The sequence below is a fragment of the Rothia terrae genome (genome assembly GCF_012396615.1).
GTDB classification, from domain to species: Bacteria; Actinomycetota; Actinomycetes; order Actinomycetales; family Micrococcaceae; genus Rothia; species Rothia terrae.
Window position 1 is genome coordinate 1 of the sequence record NZ_JAAXPV010000026.1, and the last position, 21,675, is coordinate 21,675.

Here is a 21,675-nt window from a genome sequence, read left to right on the forward strand (position 1 = left end):
TATTTTCCGCCAAGATGCGGTCCTCTACAAGACGGACCACACGGTCCTTTGCATCCTGGTCAAATTTTCTTGGCATATTCCAGATTTTCCCATCTACTCAAACGGAACAAAACCTGGGACACTTCAATAGGGCTATTGCTTGAAATATGTAGTTCAGACTGTCGAGAAACCAGACAGGGGAGTGTCTGGTATGTGTTGCGCAGAGTGTCCGGAAATACCGACACAATACTGTTCAAAATCTCGACACTAACGTTATTGTCTGTAAACCGGACAGAATACTGTCCAAAAGACAGACACCGTAATGCTTGAAATATGTAGCTGAGAGTGTTGGGAATCTCGACATGATCTTGTATAAAAAATGAACATGATGGGCGGTGTCTGAAATTCGGACATCGTAGTGTCGAAAAACCAGACAGCAAAGTGTCTGGTACATGTTGCGAAGAGTGCCTGCAATACAGACACGATAGTGTCCGCAATCGTGTCACTGGAACGGAAATGCCATGACATCTACAGCCTCTATCTATTTAGTTTGTGGCGTTAACGCCTGCAGAATGCGCACATTTTTACATAACGCCAGCTAGTGGCTTGTTTTTTATGTGCGCATTTTACTTTTCTTGATAAGAAAATGCGCACAGAGGTTTATACTCTAGAAAAATGCGCACATAAATGCGCACATCTGACCTGGGGGAATAGAATAATGCGCACAGAACGCAGAAAAATGCGCACATAAAAAAGTAGCGTTGAGCTGCAGTAAGACAACAATGTGCGCATTTTAGGCCGATGTGCGCATTTTTGAAACCTGAAAAGCAAAATGCGCACATTGGGTTCTCTGACTATGGTGCTGTTGTCTTGGCTTTGCTTGGGCACCCCCCATGGGGGTCGATAGCCCTCGCGCTTATACCGAACACACCCTGGCTGGGACTATCGCCACTAAGTAGCGAGTCCGCCGCGCATTGAAGCCTTGCAAGCAATCATCCGCTGGACCATGCTGAACGCAGCATGCCTAGTGGGATGACGCCGTCAACCAGACAGCGAGTACTGCCGCAGAGACTATACAAACGTCCGAGATTTTTGTGTCGTGCAAAGATGAGAAGCAGTCCACCTCTACTGCTGCGCAGAGAAACCATATATTGCTTACGGCATTGCATCCCTAAAGCTCTGGATGATCTCCACTCTTTTTGAGCGCTGCTACATGCCTCGCTACCGTCGCTCTGGATACTCCAGTTTCCTTCTCAATCTCTAACCAAGAAGGAAAAGTTCCTATTTACTCTAGTTCTCAAGATTTTCTTAAGTGAGGTTTTTACCTACCTGCCTACCGGCAGGGGAACCGTATATTGCTTACGGTATGAGACCCCTAAAGCTCTGGATAATCTCCACTCTTTTTGAGCGCTGCTACATGCCTCGCTACCGTCGCTCTGGATACTCCGATTTCCTTCTCAATCTCTAACCAAGAAGGAAGGGTTCCTGTTTGTACGTACTGGTCGTTGACCATCTGACTAATACGCGACTTCGTCGAACGTCCCTGTGCTTTTTTTAACCTATGTGTCTTTTCAAGTTTCTGGATCTGGCGCTGCGCATATTCGCCCTGTGGATCTGTTTTCCAGCGTTGTGCGGCTTTCTGGCCACCTTTACGCCCCATAGTGGCTAATGCTTTGCGTTCGCTACTGCTCGTCTTTCTAGGCGCATGAGAACCGCTGTATGCGTTGTTCCTAGATTGGGTAACATAGCCTCTAACGCGTCTAGCCATCGTCTGGCGGTCACGCATAGGCGGCATCTCACTACGCCGTCCTGCCGCGCCCACGTGCTGCGCAATGTTGTACGCATGCTCATAGGCATCGATGATGGCCGCATCGGTGAGGCGTTGTCCAGCAGCACGGAGCCGGTGTCCGGTCTTTAAAGCATGGCGGAACGCCGTTTCATCACGGGCCGCGCACCCTTGACTAATCCAAAGGACACGGACGCCGTCGATCAGTTCTGGGTCATATTGATCAAGTCCTGCGCCTATTTCGTTTTCAACATCTTCTGCAAGAGCTTTGAAGGCTTGGGCTTCTTCTCGACGAGCCTTCACTGCATTGATGAGTTCACGACCAGAGCTAAATTGCTGACGCATGTTTTTACCGTACTGAGGGTGTCCAGCCATCTCACGCACCTGCCTTAGAAAGTCCTGGAGGCGAATGACGCGATCGTGTTGGTGATACCAGCGATATGCCTCTACTGACTTACCAGTATAAAAAGGACTACGACTAAAACGGTGCGCAAAGTGCGGGTCATGTGCGAGAAGAGCGCCTAACTCCTGGCTCGTAGCTTTTAGCAGCTCCATATTGCTGGAATGCTTATTTTTGCCGGTATACACCGGGTCAATCAGCCAAATAAACTGAGCTTTACCACTTAGCGGATTAATCCCGGCCCATGCTGGCCCAATGCCTCGCTGGACAAGGGCGAAGATAACGCTTTTAACATAAGCATTGAGATGAACTGGATGGCCTCCAGATTCTCCGGGCTGGTCAACATCAATAACCATAACCGCAGAATATTGCTTATTCGTCAGCATGACGTATTCACATCGACCGAGTTTCTCCGAATCAGTGCGATAAAGTCTCGGAACGCTGCGCTTCTTACCGGTTTCTTCATCTACCACGACACGGTAAGCACTTTGAAAGTCACGGCTGATAGAACCGTGTAGCGCATCACGCCCAAGATGCTGGAGAAGTTTTTCCCGGTCAAGCTGACTTGCCGGAGTATCATCTAGACCTGCGCAATCCTGGCGCACTCTAGATGGCGTACCAACACGCGCACCGGTCAAAGTGCCCGGAGAGGAATCATTAGATAGAATCATGCACATGCTTTCCCCCAGCTACTACTGGGTGATAAGCGAAGGTCACTTGGTTGCCGCCGAGTGGCCTTCTTTCGTCTTTAGTATCTCTCAACTGTAAAACACATGACTGTCATTTTGTGCGAGACACACATAAAGATATGTTTTACCTGCAGTAACAGTGTTTGAAATATATTGCAACAAATGCTAAAACCGCAGAGTATCCTGCATAGATACAAGACATCGACTATGGATCATAGGGGTTAGCGGTACTCATGTGTACTGCCGTCCAAATCAAAGGCTTGGTTGTCACCGAGGCAACCAGGACTACTCCAAGCACCACAGCCTCCAGGACTACAGATAACCAAAGAGCCTTTAAAGAGAAACCACATAGATAAACCCCAGTACTTTCTTCCTCACTGCCAATGCTCACTGGAGTGAACAATCCCTTGTGACTTTTGTCGAAGCTCCGCACAATGGTTATAGGCTGCTTCCCCCCGAACGGCCACTATGTATAAGTTCTAGCCCTGCCTCTCGCCCCTCAGGCAGGGCTAGAACTCGTTAATGATTTCTGAGTCAATCGAATACGAACACTTCAGAGTACTAAGAGTGCAACTCCTACGGTAATCATCCGTTCTCGCCACGTAACTACTAGATGAGGGCACCCCTACCGGTAATCACTAATACAGGGTGCCTATCGTGATGATTACTTTGACTGCTGCTCGTCCTTGGCGGCGACAATCATGTGCGCTAGCACCTCCAGGAACTTATTGAGGTTGCCTGGATCTGCCGTGATGGTTTCGAAGACTTCCTGAGACTCCCGGGCCGCCTGCACGAGTGCGCCGAACCCTTTGTTTTTAAAAGCGTCAGTGCCAGCAACCTGTGAGGGGTTATTTTTCCTGACTAATGCCTGCACAGGGGCTGCTAACTGTCTCCGGCGTAACTGAGCACTCCAGCTGGGATTCGTCTGTTCCACTCACCAATCTCGAACGCCTGCGAATCCAGTTGACATGGCCGGCTTCGTACCATGAGCACCAGCGACTGATCGGTGTTTGGTGGTGTCCGGCCCGTACCGGTCGTCACTGCCTTCGCCGACGTGGCAAGGAAGTCCACGGTTCTCATTAGACCGGGACCACTACTCTCCGACGCGCAGCGACACCGTCCAGCGGGTCGCCCCGCAGCATCGTTTCGCCACGAGGCGCATGTCGGACGCTCCAGCCATCGTCTGCAGCACGCGTGCGATGTGGCTCATACGACCACCCCCTTCTTGCGGAATACCTGCCAGGGGTATACTGTTGACTTGTACAGGTACCCGGTAGGGGTACTACAGAGACACAAGGAGGATACATAATGGCTTCGAACAATTACCAGGTGACGGGCATGACCTGCGGGCACTGCGAGATGTCGGTCCGCGAGGAAGTCGGTGAGATCCCCGGCGTCCAGGACATCCAGGTCAGCGCGCAGACCGGCAAGCTTAACGTCACCGCCGAGGGCGAGATTGACGATGCCAAGGTCCTCGCGGCGGTCGAGGAGGCCGGCTACTCGGCGGTGCGTGTCTGATGAAGGCCGGAGGACGGCTTGCGCTCTACGGGGCCGGGCTGGTGGTGGCGTTCGGCGGGGCCTTCGGCCTTGCCGGCGCCGTCATTCCTGACAGCTTCGTAGCAGCATGGGCAGAAGGAAGTGACGTGAACACACACGGTGAAGGACACGGCGGCGCTGCGCAAGAAACTGCGGAGCCCACTCTGAACGGGGTCTCCGCAAGCGCGGACGGCTTCGTACTTTCCCCAGTCCAGGCTCCCACGGCTGCAGGCGAGGATGGAGACCTGAGTTTCCAGATCCTCGACGAGTCCGGCGAAGCGGTGACCGAGTACACTACCGCGCACGAGAAGGACCTGCATCTGATCGCCGTTCGCACCGATGGTACTGGTTTCCAGCACGTGCACCCCGAGCTTGACACGAGCACAGGCACTTGGTCGGTGCCGTGGACCTGGGACGAGGCGGGCACCTACCGCGTGTACGCCGACTTCACACCCGAGGGCGAGGGAGCCGAAGGGATCACCCTGACTCGCGCCGTCGAGGTGGCGGGCGACTTCGCCCCTGTTGAGACCGAGTCACAGACCACCGACGAGGTCGACGGATACACCGTCTCCCTGAATGGCGACCTTACCGCCGGCACCTCAAGCGAGCTCACCATCTCGGTCGAGCGCGACGGTCAGCCGGTGACCACGCTGGAGCCCTACCTGGGCGCGTTTGGCCACCTGGTGGCGCTGCGCGAAGGCGACCTCGCCTACTTGCACGTCCACGCCGAGGGCGACGAGCCCCAGGCCAGGGACACGGCCGGACCCGAGATCGGATTCGCAGCGGAGGCCCCGACCGCCGACCGTTACCTGCTCTACCTGGACTTCCAGGTCGATGGGCAGGTGCACACCGCCGAGTTCGTGATCGACGCCGAGCATGGTGACGGCTCGCAGACAGACGATTCGCATACCGGCGGCCACTGACCCGCAGGGCCTGGCGTCGCACGAGAGATGAAGAGAGAAGGAAGAGGATGAGTACATTAGCGCCCCCCATCGGTGGGCCGGACATCGAGCTGGAGATCGGCGGGATGACCTGCGCCTCCTGTGCGAACCGGATCGAGAAGAAGCTGAACAAGCTCGAGGGCGTCGCGGCCACGGTCAACTACGCCACCGAGAAGGCCAAGGTCACCGTGCCTGCCGGCTACGATCCGGGCCTGCTGGTCGCCGAGGTCGAGAAGACCGGCTACACGGCTGCGCTGCCCAAGCCCAAGGGCACCACGGCGAACACGTCGGAGACCGAGGCCGGGGAGGAGGAAGACACTGAGCTCACCTCGCTGCGCCATCGGCTAGTCGGTGCCATTGTGCTCACGGTTCCCGTGATCGCCATGGCCATGATCCCCGCACTGCAGTTCGTATATTGGCAGTGGGCCTCACTCGCGCTTGCCGCCCCGGTGATCATCTGGGCAGCCTGGCCGTTCCATAAGGCCGCATGGACGAACCTCAAGCACGGTACCGCGACGATGGACACACTCATCTCGATGGGCACCTCGGTCGCACTGCTGTGGTCCGTCTACGCACTATTCTTCGGAACCGCTGGCACACCCGGGATGACGCACCCGTTCGAGTTCACGATCGCTCCCTCGGATGGCGCGGCGAACATCTATCTCGAAGTTGGCGCGGGCGTGACGATGTTCATCCTCGCCGGCCGCTACTTCGAGAAGCGCTCCAAACGCCAGGCCGGGGCCGCGCTGCGCGCCCTCCTGGAGCTCGGCGCGAAGGAAGTCGCCGTGCTCCGCGACGGCGTTGAGGTGAAGATCCCCACCTCTGACCTCCAGGTCGGCGACGAGTTCATCGTTCGTCCGGGTGAGAAGATCGCCACCGACGGCATCGTGGTCTCCGGCTCCTCCGCGGTGGACGCCTCCATGCTCACCGGCGAGTCCGTACCGGTCGAGGTCCGCGAGGGCGACTCGGTCACCGGTGCCACCGTCAACGCGGGCGGCCGCCTTGTCGTGCGGGCGACCCGTGTCGGTTCGGACACGCAGCTTGCGCAGATGGCGAAGCTCGTCGAGGATGCGCAGACTGGCAAGGCCGAGGTGCAGCGTCTGGCTGACACGATCTCCGGCGTGTTCGTGCCGATCGTCATCGTCGTCGCGTTCATCACCCTCGGCGCCTGGCTGGGAGCCGGATTCCCCGTCGCCGCCGCGTTCACCGCAGCGGTCGCCGTGCTCGTTATCGCCTGCCCCTGCGCGCTGGGACTCGCGACTCCGACCGCGCTGCTGGTCGGCACCGGCCGCGGGGCGCAGATGGGCATCCTCATCAAGGGCCCAGAGGTGCTGGAGTCCACCCGCAAGGTCGATACCGTCGTGCTCGACAAGACCGGTACCGTCACCAGCGGCAAGATGACCCTGACAGATGTGATCACCGAATCCGGTGTGGACCGTGCCGAGCTGCTGCGCTTCGCGGGTGCGTTGGAGGACTCCTCGGAGCACCCGATCGCGCAGGCGATCGCCAAGGGCGCCACCCAGGAAGTCGGCCAGTTGCCCACGCCCGAGGACTTCGCCAATGTTGAAGGCAAGGGCGTGCAGGGCATCGTCGAGGGCACCCCGGTCGTCGTCGGACGCGAGTCGCTGCTGGCCGACTGGTCACAGAAGCTCTCTCCGGAGGTCGCACGGGCGAAGGCTCAAGCTGAGGGTGAAGGCAAGACGGTCGTCGCGATCGGCTGGGACGGTGCTGCGCGCGGCATCCTCGTCGTCGCCGACACCGTCAAGCCCACGAGCGCGGAGGCGATCCGCGGGCTCAAGGAGATCGGCCTGACCCCGGTGCTGCTCACCGGTGACAATGAGGCCGTGGCCCGCCAGATCGCCGCCGAGGTCGGCATCGAGGAGGTCATCGCCGAGGTGCTGCCCAAGGACAAGGTCGACGTCGTCACCCGTCTCCAGGGCGAGGGCAAGATCGTCGCGATGGTCGGCGACGGCGTCAACGACGCCCCCGCGCTCGCGCAGGCCGATCTGGGCCTGGCGATGGGCACCGGCACGGACGTCGCGATCGAGGCCTCCGACATCACCCTGGTCCGCGGCGACCTGCGGGCCGCGGTCGACGCGATCCGTCTGTCTCGGAAGACACTTTCGACGATCAAGACCAACCTGTTCTGGGCATTCGCCTATAACACCGCCGCGATCCCAGTCGCAGCGCTGGGCATGCTCAACCCCATGCTCGCAGGCGCGGCGATGGCGTTCTCCAGCGTCTTCGTCGTCGGCAACAGCCTCCGCCTGCGCGGGTTCAAGAGCGTCGCCACGAAGTGACGAACGAGAACCCACCCATCCATACCAATCCGATACAGAACCCACCCATCCATACGAATCCGATACAGAAGGAACACCAGAAAATGAGCAACTGCTGTAGCACGAACGAGACTAACCCCGCCGCCGAGAACGGTGGACGCGAGAACCTGCTCGGCGGGGGCGCCGATGACATGACCACCTGCCCGGTCATGGTCGGCACCCCGGTCAGCAAGAAGACCGCCGAGGCCGCCGGCCTCTACCGCGACTTCAAGGGCGAGCGCTACTACTTCTGCTGCGCCGGCTGCGGCCCCGCATTTGATTCGGACCCCGCCAAATACGCCGCCAACATGGCGTAATCCACCAGCGTGCCGGGGTGCCGCGGCACCGCTGCGGCACCCCGGCACCTGATCGGAGCGAACCGACATGACCACCCCGACCTCAATGACCGAACCTCACATCGACACCTGCCCGGCGGGAGGCGACGGCGATCCGTCCGTCCACGGATACATCAGCGACAAGGCGACGTACCGCAATCGCCTGCGGCGCCTCGAAGGCCAAATCCGCGGCATCGATCGGATGATCGATGAGGACCGCTACTGCATCGACATCTTCACCCAGATCTCCGCAGCCACCAGGGCACTCGAAAACGTCGCCCTCGGACTGCTCGACGATCACCTCAAGCATTGCGTCCTCGACGCCGCCCTCGCCGGTGGACCAGTCAGCGAGCAGAGGCTCGGCGAGGCATCCGAGGCCATCGCCCGTCTCGTTCGCTCCTGACGCCCGCACACCAAATCGATCACGACCTGCAGCCCAGGAGTTTCCCTATGACCACACAACACGTCCTCATCCTCGGTTCAGGAGCAGCCGGAGCCGCAGCCGCCCGCACTCTCGCCACACGTGACGACGTCCGGGTGACGATGGTGACCCGCACCGGGGAGACGCCTTACACGCGAATGCTCATCAAAGGAATCGCGTTCGGCCCGACCCCGCCGGAGATGATCAAGCTCCCGCTACCTCAGATTGAGGTCATCGCCGACACCGTGCTCGATGTCGATACTACGGCGAAGCGGGTCCAACTGACCTCCGGCGCGCAGGTCTCCTACGACGCGCTCATTGTCGCGACAGGGAGCGTGCCCCGCTCTCTGCCCGCGGGTGTACTCGAAGGCGACGACGTCGGACAAGGCCGGGTCACTGCTCTGCACTCCTTGGAAGATGCCATGGGTATCCGCGATCTGCTGACCAGCCTGGCACGGCCGGCGCGAGTGACGATCTATGGCGGCGGAATCATCGCAGCCGAGACCGCTTCGTCGCTGCAAGCCGACGGACACATGGTCATGCTGGTCTCTCGCAGTTCTGTTCCCGGCATCGGAGCGTTTGGGGCGCCGGTGGCTGAGCGCCTCGCCGCTGACCATGCCGCCAAGGTGCAGACTCGATTCGGTCGCACTCTCCAGCATGTCGACGAAACAGAATCCGGTGTTGCCATCACCCTCGACGACGATCAACGCATCGTGGCCGACTTACTCCTCGTTGCGCTCGGCACGACGCCCGCAGCCCCGTCGCCGTGGACGAACGGCATCGACGTCGATGATCGCCTCCGTGCCGCAGCAGACCACGTCTACGCCGCCGGAGGTGTAGCTACGCATCACGACGAAGCACTGGGCGTCTGGCGCATCGACCATTGGGAAGACGCCGCCGCGCAGGGCACGCACGCCGCACAGGCCGCACTGCACGACCTCGACATCAGCGACGATCCGGGCACCTACCTGCCGCGCAGCCCCTACATGGCGCTGGTCTACGGTCAGATGATCTCCGGAGTCGGGTACACCGCTGGTGCAGACGCCCAGGTGGAAGCCGGCGAGGAGTTCATCGTGCGCCACGAGACCGACGGCACCGTCGTCGGCGTCACCGGCATCGACGCGGTCGGCACCGTCTACCAGTGGGGTCAGCAGCTCCACGGCCTGCAGGCATAGACGATGGCGGGCGACTATACGAGGCAGATCCCGCGGCGGGGTTTCGCGCTCGCGATGGCAGCGACCATTCTCATGATGGCGGCTGCCAGCGCGCCGTCGTTGTTCTACCCCCAGATCGCAGAACAGCTCGGACTCGTCCCCGTCGCCACCACACTCGTATTCGCGGTCTACACCTTCACCCTCCTGGCCGCGCTGCTCTACCTCGGACCGCTCTCCGATCACATCGGCCGACGTCCGGTCGTAACCGCCGGTTCCCTGGCGCTGGCACTCAGCCTGGCCATGTTCTGGTTCGCCGACAGCCTCGCGACACTCCTGGTCGCCCGCGCTCTGCAAGGACTCGCAGCGGGTCTGCTCATCCCGGCCCTGTCGGCGATGATGATCGACTTCGAGCCGCCGTCGCATCCGAACATCGCAGCCCTGTGGAACACGATCGGGCCGATGATCGGTCTCGGGACCGGGGCACTCGGTGCTGCGCTGCTCCTCGATCTCACCCCCGAACCGACAGCTGCGGTCTTCGGCCCGCTCGTGCTCGCCTTCCTCACCGTGGCAGCGACGGTGTGGAGCACACCGGAACTGGTCCCCAAGACCCGGATACGACGTGGCGACCTCCGCCCGCGGTTTATGGTGCCACTGCACCTGCGCCGCATGTTCACCGCCGGTGTGCCCGCGATTATCGCCGGGTGGGCGACCAACGGACTCTTCCTCGCGCTCGGAGCCGGCCTCGTCGGCAGTGAGCTCGGGGGCTCCACGCACACCCACGCGGGCATCGTCATCTTCGCACTGGCGATCTCCGGAATCACCGCCTCGTCCGTCCTGCAGCGGCGTTCCGCCCGCACCATCAGCCTGTATGCGACCAGCGCCCTGGCATTCGGCACCGCAGCGAGCATCGTCGCCCTCGCACTCGGTTCCTACCCGGCCTACGTCGTGTCGGTCGCGATCGTCGGTTCCGGGTTCGGCACAGCGTTCCTCGGGGTGCTGCGCACACTCATGCCCCACACGGCATCGTCGGAACGCGCCGCCGTGATGGCTGTGATCTACACGGTCGCCTACCTGGCATTCGGCGTGCCCACCATCGTCGCCGGGTTGCTCGTGCCGGTACTCACCCTGTCAGGAACGATGACAGTCCTCGGTGCGATCATCATCGCCCTCAGCCTTGCAGCCACCGTCCTACGCCTGCGCATTCCTTAGCCGGCCGCAGATCCGGCAGAGACTGACGACTTCTCCGAACTCCCCACCGACTCTCGCCGCCGAACCGCACCCGACCAAGAAGAGCAGCCATGACCTATGCGATCGCGCTTCCCTGCGCGGACGTCAAGGACCGCGCCTGCATCGACGAATGTCCTGTCGACTGCATCTACGAGGGCGAACGCTCGCTCTACATCCATCCCGACGAATGCGTTGACTGCGGAGCCTGCGAACCGGTTTGTCCCGTCGAGGCCATCTACTACGAAGACGACCTGCCCGACGAATGGTCTGACTACTACAAGGCCAACGTCGAGTTCTTCGACGAATTTGGTTCTCCCGGTGGAGCCGCGAAGATCGGACCGGCGGGCTTCGACCATCCCCTCATCGCCGCATTGCCCATCCAACATGAGCAGTCCCTCTGAGAAGGACAATTCGATCGATTCACGCCGGTACAACGCGCAATCCTTGACTAGTACCCCTGGGGGGTATAGGGTAGGTGTCATGATGAAAGGAGCTGACATGCAGAGGAGACTGCGAGCAGGGCTGGCAGCAGGAGTGCTCGGAGTGACACTCGTGCTCGCCGGTTGCAGCAGCGGAGCAGACGAAGACCAGCAGACCGACCCTTCGGCTACTGAGGAGCAGGGCCACGGCGGCGACAATGCAGAAAGCGGAGATGAGGAAATGGATCACTCGATGGAGCACCCGATGGACGGCGGACCGGCACCCGAGGGTATCGCCGAAGCCAGTGACCCCACATACCCGGTCGGCACAGAGGTACAGCTCACGGCCGACCACATGGAAGGCATGGACGGTGCGACAGCGACGATCTCCGGCGCATTCGACACGTACACGTACTCCGTGAACTACACTAACGCAGGTGGCGGCGACCCCGTCACGGACCACAAGTGGGTCGTGCAGGAAGAAATCGAGGATGCCGGCGACGAGCGCCTGACCGATGGCACAGCGGTGACGCTGCTCGCCAAGCACATGGAGGGCATGGAGGGCGCGAGGGCCACCATCGCTTCGTCCACCGATGAGACGGTCTACATGGTCGACTACGAGACGGACGGCATGAAGATGACGAACCACAAGTGGGTCGTCGAGAGCGAGATCCAACCAGCGCCCTGAGCCGACGTTCGCTTGCCCGGCGACCGGGTGAGCGGCATGGCTCGATGACGAAGGAGAAGAACGATGACGGACCCGAACTCACACCAGCACCACGGTCACGGAACCGATGCACCCGCTCACGGCGAGCATCACCACGGGTCTGTGTCCGCACACGCCTCGGCGGAGGCGCACGGCACGCACGAGGGCCAGCACACTGGACACCAGGGCCACGCCATGAACCACGGGCAGCACTCAGACCACACGGGCCTCGATGAGAACGGTGTCCACGGAGATCACAGCGGCCATGGCGGCCACGGAGATCACAGCGGCCATGGCGGCCACGGGGACCACGTTGGCCAGTTCCGCCGGCTGTTTTGGATCAACCTCGTCATCGCCATCCCCGCGGTCACCCTCTCGCCGATGTTCTCCATGCTGCTGGGCTACGAGGTCCCCGGCTGGGCGGGCTGGGTCGCCGCGGTACTGGGCACCGTCATGTACGTCTGGGGCGGCAGGCCCTTCCTCACCGGCGCCGTCAGCGAGTTGAAGTCCCGCAAGCCCGGGATGATGCTGCTCATCGCTCTGGCGATCACGGTGGCCTTCTTCGCCTCCTGGGCCGCGACCCTCGGGCTTGTCCATCACGAGCTGGAGTTCTGGTGGGAGCTGGCGCTGCTGATCGTGATCATGCTGCTGGGCCACTGGATCGAGATGCGCTCCCTGGCCCAGACCACCTCGGCGCTCGACTCGTTGGCTGCACTGCTGCCCGACGAGGCCGAGCGCGTCGAGGGCGAGAACGTCGTTAAGGTGGCCCCAGCCGACCTCGTTGTGGGTGACGTCGTGATCGTGCGCCCCGGCGGCAGCGTTCCGGCCGACGGCACCATCGTCGACGGCCGCGCCGACATGGACGAGTCCATGATCACCGGCGAGTCCCGCCCGGTCTCTCGGGGCGAGGGCGAGACAGCTACCGCCGGCACCGTCGCCACCGACTCCGGCCTGCGGGTGAAAATCACCGCCACCGGCGACGACACCGCCCTGGCCGGGATCAACCGGCTCGTCACCGAGGCCCAGAACTCCTCCTCCCGCGCCCAGCGGATCGCCGACAAGGCCGCGGCCTGGCTGTTCTGGTTCGCTCTCGGCGCGGCGCTGGTCACCGCTGTCGTCTGGACGCTCATCGGCATGCCCGACGAGGCCGTGGTCCGTACCATCACCGTACTCGTCATCGCCTGCCCCCACGCCCTCGGCCTGGCGATCCCGCTCGTGGTCTCCATCGCCACCGAGCGCGCCGCCCGCGGCGGCGTGCTGGTCAAGGACCGCCTCGCCCTGGAGTCGATGCGGCAGGTCGACGCAGTGCTCTTCGACAAGACCGGCACACTGACCAAGGGCGAGCCCACCGTCACCGGCGTCGAACCGACCGGCGACCTCGACGCCGACCAGGTCCTCGCCCTCGCGGCCTCGGCCGAGGCCGACAGCGAGCACCCGCTCGCCAAGGCCATCGTCGCCGCCGCCAAGGACAAGGGCCTCGCCCTTCAGCAGGCCAGCGGCTTCTCATCCTCGCCCGCCGTCGGAGTCACCGCGACTGTCGCCGGCCAGGAGGTCCGCGTCGGCGGCCCCCGGCTGCTTGAGGAGACCGGCCAGCACGAGGTCGGCACAGCCGAGGAATGGCGTTCTGAGGGCGCGATCATCCTGCACGTCCTCCGCGACGGCCAGGTGGTCGGCGGCCTCAAGCTCGCCGACGAGATCCGCCCCGAATCCCGCAACGCCGTCGACGCCCTCCACGCCCTGAGCGTCGAGGTCGTCATGATCACCGGCGACGCCGAGGCCGTGGCGAACGAGGTCGGACGGGAGCTCGGCATCGACCGCGTCTTCGCCGGCGTCCGCCCCGAGGACAAGTCCGCCAAGGTCGCCCAACTGCAGCACGAGGGCAAGAAGGTCGCCATGGTCGGCGACGGCGTCAACGACGCCCCGGCACTGGCCCAGGCCGACGTCGGCATCGCGATCGGCGCCGGCACCGATGTCGCCATCGCCTCGGCCGGGGTGATCCTGGCCAGCTCCGACCCCCGGTCGGTGCTCTCCATCATCCAGCTCTCACGACGCGCATACGGTAAGATGAAGCAGAACCTGTGGTGGGCCGCCGGATACAACCTCATCTCCGTGCCGCTTGCGGCCGGCATCCTGGCACCGGTGGGATTCGTCCTGCCAATGTCGATCGGCGCGATCCTGATGTCGGCCTCCACCGTGGTCGTCGCGCTCAACGCCCAACTCCTGCGGCGCATCGACCTCACACCCGAAGCCAGCACGCGTTCCGTCCTGGAACGCCAGAAGTAAGGACATGCCCATGTCTGTCGACACCGATTCTCATCAGCACGGATACATCAACGACAAGGAGCGCTACCTCGGCCGTATGAAGCGCATTGAGGGTCAAGCCCGAGGGATCGCGAAGATGATCGATGAAGAGAAATACTGCATCGACATCCTCACCCAGGTATCCGCCCTGACCCGCGCCCTCCAGGGGGTCGCGACCGGTCTACTCGACGATCATCTCAAGCACTGTGTGCTCGACGCAGCGAAGCTCAGCGACGAGGCGGCCGTCGAGAAGATACAGGAAGCCACCGACGCCATCAACCGACTCGTCCGCTCCTAATCCCGGACCCCGAGGCCGCGTTCCAGGACACGGCGGGAAGCCCTCACGACGCCCTCCACGCCTGATCCTCACCGACACGCCGTCCGCCCGCGATGCGCCCACTTTCGCTCAACGGGCCAGGCGAGCCGGCGCCCACGGCGTGCGCTTGCAGGCCGCGGCCGGGCTGCTGCGCATGAGTGCGGTGTACCAACGCCCCGTGGTCCGCTCGACCGCACCCCTACGATCCTCGTCCTTCGCACGCTCCATTCCGACCCCGAGCTGCAGTGCGACGTCACCGTCGAAACCCTGACCGCGACCGTCGACCCCCTGTCCCTCGAACTGCCGGAGACCTCGCTGGCACCCGCTTGGACCAGCGTCGAACCCCCACAACACGGGTGGAGATACATTGCGGACGTGTCCAGTCTGACGCTGATGCGTAGCGTCCGTGCCGGCATCGAGGCCGTGGCCCAAGCACTTCCCGACAAACCCGGCGACGATGTCGCCCGCAAGATCCGGGGCATGGTCTGGGGCACCCCGGACACAGCCCTCGCGTCGCTGCCACAAGGCGTCGCGTTCGCCGCCTACGTCTTCGGGTTCCTCAGCTCCGAAGGAGAGGCCGCGATCTCCACCGCCGGCCGCTGGACGCGGTTGACCCTTCCGACTGGACACGTACTCCTGCGCGGACCCGTCGTCTCTGGCCTCACCTCAATCCGCCGCACCCGGCCACGCGTCTCCGAGTCCTTCAAACCAATCGGATAATACTTGATACCCCATAGGGGTAAAGGGTAGGATTGGTGACTATGAGAGAGGCTGAACACGCGCACGCCACGTATGACACACCGCACCTGGATGCGGCCGGGATCGTGAGTCGGCAGCAACGCGAGTCCGGCGACTTCTACCTATTGACCGGTGTACATGCCGGGCATCAGCAGCAGGAACGCATCCCTGCGGGTTCAACCTCGAACTCGCGACCAAACTGACTAAGGAGGCATTATGCCCCGTTTTTCCCGATTGACCCCTGAGACCGCAGTGGGGAGCTCACGAGACTTGCTCGGCGATCTCGTCGAGCGGCACGGCGAGGTCGGAGACATGGTCTCGACGATGGCGCATTCCCCGGCGGTGCTCGGCGGTTATCTCCAGCTGAGCAAAGCCATGCGTCGCGCCAAGCTCGACCGCAAGGTCAGCGAGCTCGTTTCGATCGCCGTGCAGTCGCAGCAAGGATGCGGAATGTGCCTGGCCTCGCACATCAGCGCGGCACGATCACTCGGGGTCAGCGATAACGAGATCGCACTCGCCCAGCAGGGTACGGCGATGACCGGCCCGGTCGCGGCGATGATCGCGCTCGGCCTCCAGGTCTACCGTGAGCCTGCGTCGATCACCGACGAGCAGATCGACGAGCTTCGGGGGTTCGGGTACAGCGACCGTGAGATCTCTGATGTCGTCGGGGTCGTGTCGCTGAACATTCTCACCGGCGCCTTCAACCTGGTTGCCGGCCTCACGCCGGGCGACTGATCTTGCCGGCGACTTGGCGCCTTGGCCGAGAGGATAGGCAGCGGTCTGCAAAACCTTGTACACGGGTTCGAGTCCCGTAGGCACCTCCACTTTCCGCCGAATCCAATAAGGCACGCGTCGCAGGAAGCGGGCAGTCCACCCTCGGGCGCGCCGGAACCTCTGAGCTTCATTTCGCATCGAGCGACAGATCACACTCGACAATATCGTCATAGAGCGATATAATCGCTATATGACTATGAATCAACAAGAGGGGGCAACCCTCGACGAGGTGGCGACAGCAGCGTACGCCCACCTGTTCCAGGCATTTGCAGAACCGACGAGGTTGGCGATCGTGCAGCACCTCGCCTCGGGCGAGCACCGGGTCCGCGATCTGGTCGAGCACATGGGCCTGGCCCAGTCCACGGTAAGCAAACATGTCGGCTTTCTCGTTGAGTGCGGCCTGGCGACGATGCGCCCGGAAGGGCGCTCCACCTGGTACTCGCTGACACAGCCCGAACTCCTGCGTACCCTCGTCGCCGCTGCCGAATGCCTCCTCGATGCCACCGGCACGCAGGCCCTGCTCTGCACGCACCTGCGACTCCCACATACCCACCACGCGACAGATACGGAGAAGAAGTAGACATGGGCGCAGGACACAATCACGGCCCCGCAGCCAGCGAGACCGGGCACCCTGGAGATTTCCGCAAGAAACTCTGGATCGCATTCTCGATCACCGCGACGATCGTCGTCGCCCAGGCCATCGGCTCGGTCATCACCGGCAGCCTCGCACTGCTAACCGACACCGCCCATGCCATCACCGATGCCGTCGGCCTACTGGTCGCACTGATCGCCGGGACGCTGATGCTCAAGCCCGCCAACTCCAAGCGCACCTGGGGGTTCCGACGTATCGAGGTGATCGCAGCCCTCGGACAGTCGGCACTGCTGCTGGTGGTGGGCACGTACGCCGCCATCGAAGGAATCCGGCGACTGTTCGAGCCGCCGGAGGTGCCCGCAAGCGAACTGCTGATCTTCGGCATCATCGGCCTGGTCGCGAACATCATCGCCATCACCATCCTCGCCTCCAGCCGCGGTTCGAACTTCAACATGCGTGCCGCGTTCCTCGAAGTCCTCAACGACGCCCTCGGCTCACTCGGAGTGATCATCGCGGCGATCGTGATCTCCACGACCGGGTTCATGCAGGCCGACGCCATCGCCGGACTGTTCATCGCCACCCTGATCGTGTCTCGCGCGTTCAAGCTGATGCGCGAGACCACCGGCGTCCTCATGGAGTTCACTCCTAAGGGCCTCGACCTCGACAAAGTCCGCTCACACATCCTCGAACTCGACCACGTCCAGGATGTTCATGATCTGCACGCCTCCACTGTGGCGACCGGCCTACCGACCCTGACCGCCCACGTCGTCGTCGACGACGAATGCTTCACCGACGGTCATGCCGCCCAGATGCTCCAAGAGATCAAAGACTGCGTCGCAGGACACTTCGAGGTCTCCGTCCATCACGCAACCTTCCAGATCGAGACCGAGCACATTGCCGAACATGAACCGGAAGTCAGCAAGCACGACTGAACGCAGCGCCCCCTCCCGGGCTCGTACCGGGCGGGGCGCTTCCGCATCACACAGGTAGGCACTACCCCTATGGGGTACTATGGCCAATTGGCACCACGGGCAGGCACGAGAAGGAATCCCATGAAAAACCTCAGGTCATTGCCGAAGTACGGCGGGAAGAAAACCGCTGCAACCACCGTCGTGATCGGCGCTTTCCTGCTCACCGGATGCGCGGCCGCCAACGACTCACCCTCAGCCACCTCGGCCAGCGGAGCCGAGATTCTTGTCGAGAATGGTCTCGAAGGCCTCGACGTGCGGGAGCTGGTCGAAACGCTCGATGCGATCCCGCTGGACGATCGCACGGAGACCTTGACCACGTCGATCACTGCGGAGATGGTCACGCTCACTGATCAGCACGAGCACGCGACAGAGGTGCGGTTGCCCAGTGACGAGATCTACGTATCCGTTGCCCCGTATCGGTCGCAGACCCATGATTGCTACTACCACAGCCCGACCGGATGCCTGGGCGAGCTGCGCAACGCAGACGTGGCCGTAACGGTGACGGATGCGACGACCGGCGAGACGATCGTCGACGAGGAGTTGAGAACCCTCGACAACGGCTTCGTCGGGATCTGGCTGCCCCGAGGCATCGAGACATCGATCTCGATCACCCACGACGGCCAGACCGTCACCTCCGAACTTTCGACCGTCGGCGACGATGCGCAAACCTGCCTGACCACGATGCGACTGGTCTAAAACTAGCACCACGGGAATACCCCCACCGGGTAGGGTGTTGTGATGTGCGCGCGGTCTATCGCACGCGACGTGTAATAGGAAGGAAAGCAGTCCCATGAGCGAAGTCACCACCGTCGACACCCAGGCCTTCGAAGAGGTTGTGCTCCAGAGCGAGGTCCCCGTTCTCGTGGACTTCTGGGCAGCCTGGTGCGGCCCGTGCCGTGCGATCGCGCCGGTCCTGGACCAGATTGCAGCTGAGCAGGATGGAAAGCTCCTCATCGCCAAGCTCAATGTCGACGAGAACCCCGACATCGCCTCACGCTACAACATCAGTTCGATCCCTGTGATGAAGGTCTTCGACAAGGGTGAAATCGTGCGCGAGATCATTGGGGCGATGCCGAAGCCGCAGATCGAGCAACGCCTCGAAGGCATTATCTGAGGCTCGGCCGTCGAACCGTTCCCGAACTCCGCCGACCGTTGCGCGGCAGTTGATGGTCGCCCGACTCAGCGTGATTGCATACGTAATGCAAGACTGCGCAGTGCAACGAGCGCTTGAAGTGGCAGGACCCCGTTACCGAAGGCGGTCTTCTGCTGATTTGCAGTCAGTCCGCCCATCGTGTCGGTAATCCATCTGACTGGCAGATCCATAAGCCATTCCACGAACTCCGGCGACGGGCGTGGCCCTCTGTCCTCGTTCATATACACCAAATACACGGTTTGCAAGAAGTTAAGCAGTGTCACCAGAAAAGGGATTCTTCCATGGCACTGCCACCAGAAAAAATTGCTCAGCTTCAAGCAGCCCAAAAGACTGCCCAAGACCGAGAAGTTAATCAAGCAAAAGAACTTATAAACGCCCAAGACATTGGCTACACATCCAAACTCTTCGTCCAAGCATTATTTCCATACCGCAAGACCGACGAAGAAAAACGAGTCATAGAGACAGCACAAGGCCGAATCGTTGTCTACGCCGATGGAGGATTGCCCTACGGCAAATATCCCCGACTAATCATGGCCTACATCGTCACCCGTGCCGTGGAAAACGCAGGAAAGCTCAAAGCAGGCAAAATAGACCTTGAGCAAGCAGTCCGCATCCCTCTCGGACACTCCATGAACCACTTCCTCCAAGCCATCGGAGTAACTGGACGCGGCACAGGTGGCGCAACAGGGAACTTGGCCAATATCCGCGAGCAATTATTGCGCCTGGCTGATGCTCGCGTGACCGTCAAAGAGGACGATGGCGTACGCGCACGTGGTAAACACACTCAAATTATGGATGAATGGGACTTATGGTTTGATGCACGCGACCCTAATCAGGGAAGCTTCATCGAGTCCTACATCAAACTCACGCCACAATTTTTCCAGCACATTGTCGAAGCCCCCATCCCTATCGACCTTGCTGTACTACGCCAGCTCACCAAGCCACGGTCAATGGACATTTATATCTGGCTAACGGTCAAGCAGTTTTGGCTTAGCAAAAACAACCGAGACTCCTACCTTTTTACCTGGGACATGATGGCACAAAGCTTCGCCACCAAAGAGCTAGTATCAGGGCAAGACTGGGTGAACTTCCGCAACGAAATCAAGAAAGCCATCCACGATGTTCAGGCGATATGGCGTAATTGTGGAATAAAAGCCGACCTCGATGGAGTCACCGTCACTAAGACATCTCCCTCAGTTGAGAAAAAACCGCCACGTCCGCAGCTGGATTAATACTCATCAACGAGTGAGCGCCCCCTTGTGGGCGCTTTCTTTATGCCCTGGTCAGGCTGCGCATATTTACCAATACGGCTGCGCATATTTACCAATATCCAAGCAGTTATCCACAGGGCTTGAACTGGGATTTTATCTATTTCCCCTGGTCGCTTATAACTATAAACTGTAGAACTATATCCAGCAGGGGTAAACCAACCAGTCAACGCTAACGCTAACTAGTAAATAAGATTCCATCGTGGCTCACGCCCTCACTAACGTTCGGTTGTGCTGCCGCCCAAATCAAAGATTTGGTTGCCACCGAGACAACCTGGACTACTCACTGACCACAGCCTCCAGGACTACAGATAACCAAAGAATCTTTAAAGAGAACTCTCACAAAGGAACCCCAATAATTTCATCCTTACTGTCAATGCTCACTGGAGTGGGCACGCCCTTGTTACTTTTGTCGAAGCTCCGCAGAATAGTTTGTAGACCGCTCCCTCCCCCCCCCCGGACGGTCACTGTCACACTCAAGCCCTGCCTCTAGCCCCTCAGGCAGGGCTTGAGCGATTTAGTGCTTCTTGAGTTGATTCAGCACGAATGCTTCGGCTTCTTCGGTGGCCTGTGTGGACGCTTCCAGCGCTGTAATAAGCGCACGTTGTTGTTGACCATCGAGCCTGTCCCAATCTGCTCGCAGAGCACTGACAATACGTGCGATTGCCATCTCTCCACCACTGAGTGTGCCGTTGTTTGACCCTAACGACGGCACACCAGCTTGGCGCAACAGCTCATCAATTGGGCGAGTCATGACGTTATTGTTGCACACTGCTTCGACATAATCTCCTGGCTTTCGAACAAATGTCTAATAGCCAGAATTTTAAAATAGATCGCCTGGAAAGTGTGGTTTCCGATCTTTATTTTCTGCTGGCCACTGCACCCCATGAAAGGCTAATTCGTCTTTAGTTAGTTGTTCGCCAGCAATGATTTGCTCCAGGAGTTCCTTCTGTTCAGCTTCGAGCTGAATTAAATGGGTAAGCGTAACTAGCAGTTCGTGAAACTGTCTTGACCATTGTGTCGGCCAGCTTGTGGTGATGATGTCATCGAGTGGTGAGGACTTTCTGCCTTTAGGTTTTTTACGGCGATAACCTACCCAGGATTTGATTGTGGAGTTTCCACCCACTGTGTAGTTCCACACGGCTGGTGACACATTCGACCAGCTGCCCTTGCCTAGATAAATAGTTTGGGTTGTCTCGTCGTAGGTAACATCGTCCGGCATTCCAACACCAACGGCAGTGTCATAGGTTGGCAGCGGCAGCGTGCTTTCAACATCAAACAGACTCTTTGCGTTATTCGGTGCGTGCCCACGGTCGCCAAAAGTATGTAGCCAGATAATGAACTGACCAATTTCTACAGCCTTATCCCACAGCTCTACATCGACGGTAAGTGGCACACGATTGCCGCTATAATGCAGTTCTTCATCAAATGCTTCTACATATCCAGGGTGGGCGGAAATACCTGCAATATAAGCAGTAAGTTTTTGTACCGTAATCTCTCTACCGAAGCGCTCCGATAATGCTGTGAAGTGCCCCGAGTTTTGTTCCTAGGCATTTGCCTTGATTTCTATTATCACTTGCGGCGGGTTCTGCTTCCAAAAATCGGTTTCCACCTCGACCGGGGTTCGGTACCCCAGGCTTTGGTGGAGCCT

At 60.5% G+C, this 21,675-nt stretch carries 22 protein-coding genes, 1 tRNA gene and 1 pseudogene; 20 read left to right on the forward strand and 4 right to left on the reverse strand.

The genetic code is table 11. From position 1 onward, the window contains the following. Positions 1-1,354: 1,354 nt before the first annotated feature. Complete coding sequence (locus tag HF984_RS10730; RefSeq protein ID WP_168615670.1) at positions 1,355-2,836, reverse strand: replication initiation protein; 1,482 nt, start codon at positions 2,834-2,836, stop codon at positions 1,355-1,357. 682 nt (positions 2,837-3,518) lie between these two features. Further along, complete coding sequence (locus HF984_RS10735) at positions 3,519-3,728, reverse strand: hypothetical protein (protein WP_070478506.1); 210 nt, start codon at positions 3,726-3,728, stop codon at positions 3,519-3,521. A 434-nt stretch (positions 3,729-4,162) separates the two neighbouring features. Here HF984_RS10735 and HF984_RS10740 point away from each other — a divergent pair, with 434 nt between their 5' ends. The 20 genes from HF984_RS10740 (at position 4,163) to HF984_RS10835 (ending at position 19,988) form a co-directional block, all read left to right on the forward strand. Next, positions 4,163-4,372, forward strand: a complete 210-nt coding sequence (locus HF984_RS10740) for a heavy-metal-associated domain-containing protein (protein ID WP_070478508.1) — start codon at positions 4,163-4,165, stop codon at positions 4,370-4,372. Then, positions 4,372-5,313 (forward strand): hypothetical protein, encoded by a 942-nt coding sequence (locus HF984_RS10745; protein WP_070478510.1) that lies wholly within the window; start codon positions 4,372-4,374, stop codon positions 5,311-5,313. Before HF984_RS10740 ends, HF984_RS10745 begins: the two co-directional genes overlap by 1 nt. 47 nt (positions 5,314-5,360) lie before the next feature. Further along, positions 5,361-7,631, forward strand: coding sequence for a heavy metal translocating P-type ATPase (locus HF984_RS10750; RefSeq protein WP_070478511.1), 2,271 nt, complete (start codon positions 5,361-5,363; stop codon positions 7,629-7,631). Next, positions 7,628-7,966: a YHS domain-containing protein gene (locus HF984_RS10755; protein ID WP_306345856.1), complete on the forward strand. Its 339-nt coding sequence runs from the start codon at positions 7,628-7,630 to the stop codon at positions 7,964-7,966. The genes HF984_RS10750 and HF984_RS10755 overlap by 4 nt, the downstream gene beginning before the upstream one ends. Before the next feature lie 85 nt (positions 7,967-8,051). Then, positions 8,052-8,387, forward strand: a complete 336-nt coding sequence (locus HF984_RS10760; RefSeq protein WP_070478537.1) for a metal-sensitive transcriptional regulator — start codon at positions 8,052-8,054, stop codon at positions 8,385-8,387. Between the two features lie 47 nt (positions 8,388-8,434). Next, positions 8,435-9,580 (forward strand): FAD-dependent oxidoreductase, encoded by a 1,146-nt coding sequence (locus HF984_RS10765; protein ID WP_070478515.1) that lies wholly within the window; start codon positions 8,435-8,437, stop codon positions 9,578-9,580. Between the two features lie 3 nt (positions 9,581-9,583). Beyond that, complete coding sequence (locus HF984_RS10770; protein WP_144690930.1) at positions 9,584-10,768, forward strand: MFS transporter; 1,185 nt, start codon at positions 9,584-9,586, stop codon at positions 10,766-10,768. Between the two features lie 89 nt (positions 10,769-10,857). Beyond that, positions 10,858-11,187: a ferredoxin gene (gene fdxA, locus HF984_RS10775; RefSeq protein ID WP_070478519.1), complete on the forward strand. Its 330-nt coding sequence runs from the start codon at positions 10,858-10,860 to the stop codon at positions 11,185-11,187. Between the two features lie 79 nt (positions 11,188-11,266). After that, a complete protein-coding gene (locus HF984_RS10780; RefSeq protein WP_370551584.1) occupies positions 11,267-11,893 on the forward strand; it encodes a YdhK family protein in 627 nt (208 codons plus the stop codon). 63 nt (positions 11,894-11,956) lie between these two features. Continuing rightward, positions 11,957-14,194, forward strand: coding sequence for a heavy metal translocating P-type ATPase (locus HF984_RS10785; protein ID WP_070478523.1), 2,238 nt, complete (start codon positions 11,957-11,959; stop codon positions 14,192-14,194). Positions 14,195-14,204: 10 nt separating this feature from the next. Further along, positions 14,205-14,510 carry a metal-sensitive transcriptional regulator gene (locus tag HF984_RS10790; RefSeq protein ID WP_070478524.1) on the forward strand — a complete coding sequence of 102 codons (306 nt, stop codon included), beginning with the start codon at positions 14,205-14,207 and terminating at the stop codon, positions 14,508-14,510. Positions 14,511-14,843: 333 nt separating this feature from the next. Further along, the gene (locus HF984_RS10795) at positions 14,844-15,248 is read left to right on the forward strand and encodes a DUF8185 domain-containing protein (RefSeq protein WP_473938815.1); all 405 of its coding nucleotides are present in this window, start codon (positions 14,844-14,846) and stop codon (positions 15,246-15,248) included. Positions 15,249-15,289: 41 nt separating this feature from the next. Next, on the forward strand, positions 15,290-15,469 hold the full coding sequence (locus HF984_RS10800) for a hypothetical protein (protein ID WP_099299416.1): 180 nt from the start codon (positions 15,290-15,292) through the stop codon (positions 15,467-15,469). A gap of 13 nt (positions 15,470-15,482) precedes the next feature. Further along, the gene (locus tag HF984_RS10805) at positions 15,483-16,001 is read left to right on the forward strand and encodes a carboxymuconolactone decarboxylase family protein (RefSeq protein WP_070478526.1); all 519 of its coding nucleotides are present in this window, start codon (positions 15,483-15,485) and stop codon (positions 15,999-16,001) included. A 15-nt stretch (positions 16,002-16,016) separates the two neighbouring features. Next, positions 16,017-16,090 (forward strand) — tRNA-Cys (locus HF984_RS10810). Between the two features lie 146 nt (positions 16,091-16,236). Beyond that, a complete protein-coding gene (locus HF984_RS10815) occupies positions 16,237-16,620 on the forward strand; it encodes an ArsR/SmtB family transcription factor (protein ID WP_228008270.1) in 384 nt (127 codons plus the stop codon). Between the two features lie 2 nt (positions 16,621-16,622). Continuing rightward, a complete protein-coding gene (locus HF984_RS10820; protein WP_168615671.1) occupies positions 16,623-17,564 on the forward strand; it encodes a cation diffusion facilitator family transporter in 942 nt (313 codons plus the stop codon). A 120-nt stretch (positions 17,565-17,684) separates the two neighbouring features. After that, entirely contained in the window at positions 17,685-18,299 is a 615-nt protein-coding gene (locus tag HF984_RS10825) for a CueP family metal-binding protein (protein WP_180965366.1), read from the forward strand. Positions 18,300-18,393: 94 nt separating this feature from the next. Then, the gene (gene trxA, locus HF984_RS10830; protein ID WP_099299417.1) at positions 18,394-18,717 is read left to right on the forward strand and encodes a thioredoxin; all 324 of its coding nucleotides are present in this window, start codon (positions 18,394-18,396) and stop codon (positions 18,715-18,717) included. Between the two features lie 320 nt (positions 18,718-19,037). Next, positions 19,038-19,988 carry a replication protein RepA gene (locus HF984_RS10835; RefSeq protein ID WP_099299418.1) on the forward strand — a complete coding sequence of 317 codons (951 nt, stop codon included), beginning with the start codon at positions 19,038-19,040 and terminating at the stop codon, positions 19,986-19,988. A gap of 553 nt (positions 19,989-20,541) precedes the next feature. Here HF984_RS10835 and HF984_RS10840 read toward each other — a convergent pair. Further along, positions 20,542-20,778, reverse strand: coding sequence for an antitoxin (locus tag HF984_RS10840; RefSeq protein WP_144691027.1), 237 nt, complete (start codon positions 20,776-20,778; stop codon positions 20,542-20,544). A 69-nt stretch (positions 20,779-20,847) separates the two neighbouring features. Continuing rightward, positions 20,848-21,525 (reverse strand): annotated as a pseudogene (locus HF984_RS10845) (type ISP restriction/modification enzyme); the annotation flags it as partial. Positions 21,526-21,675 lie beyond the last annotated feature (150 nt).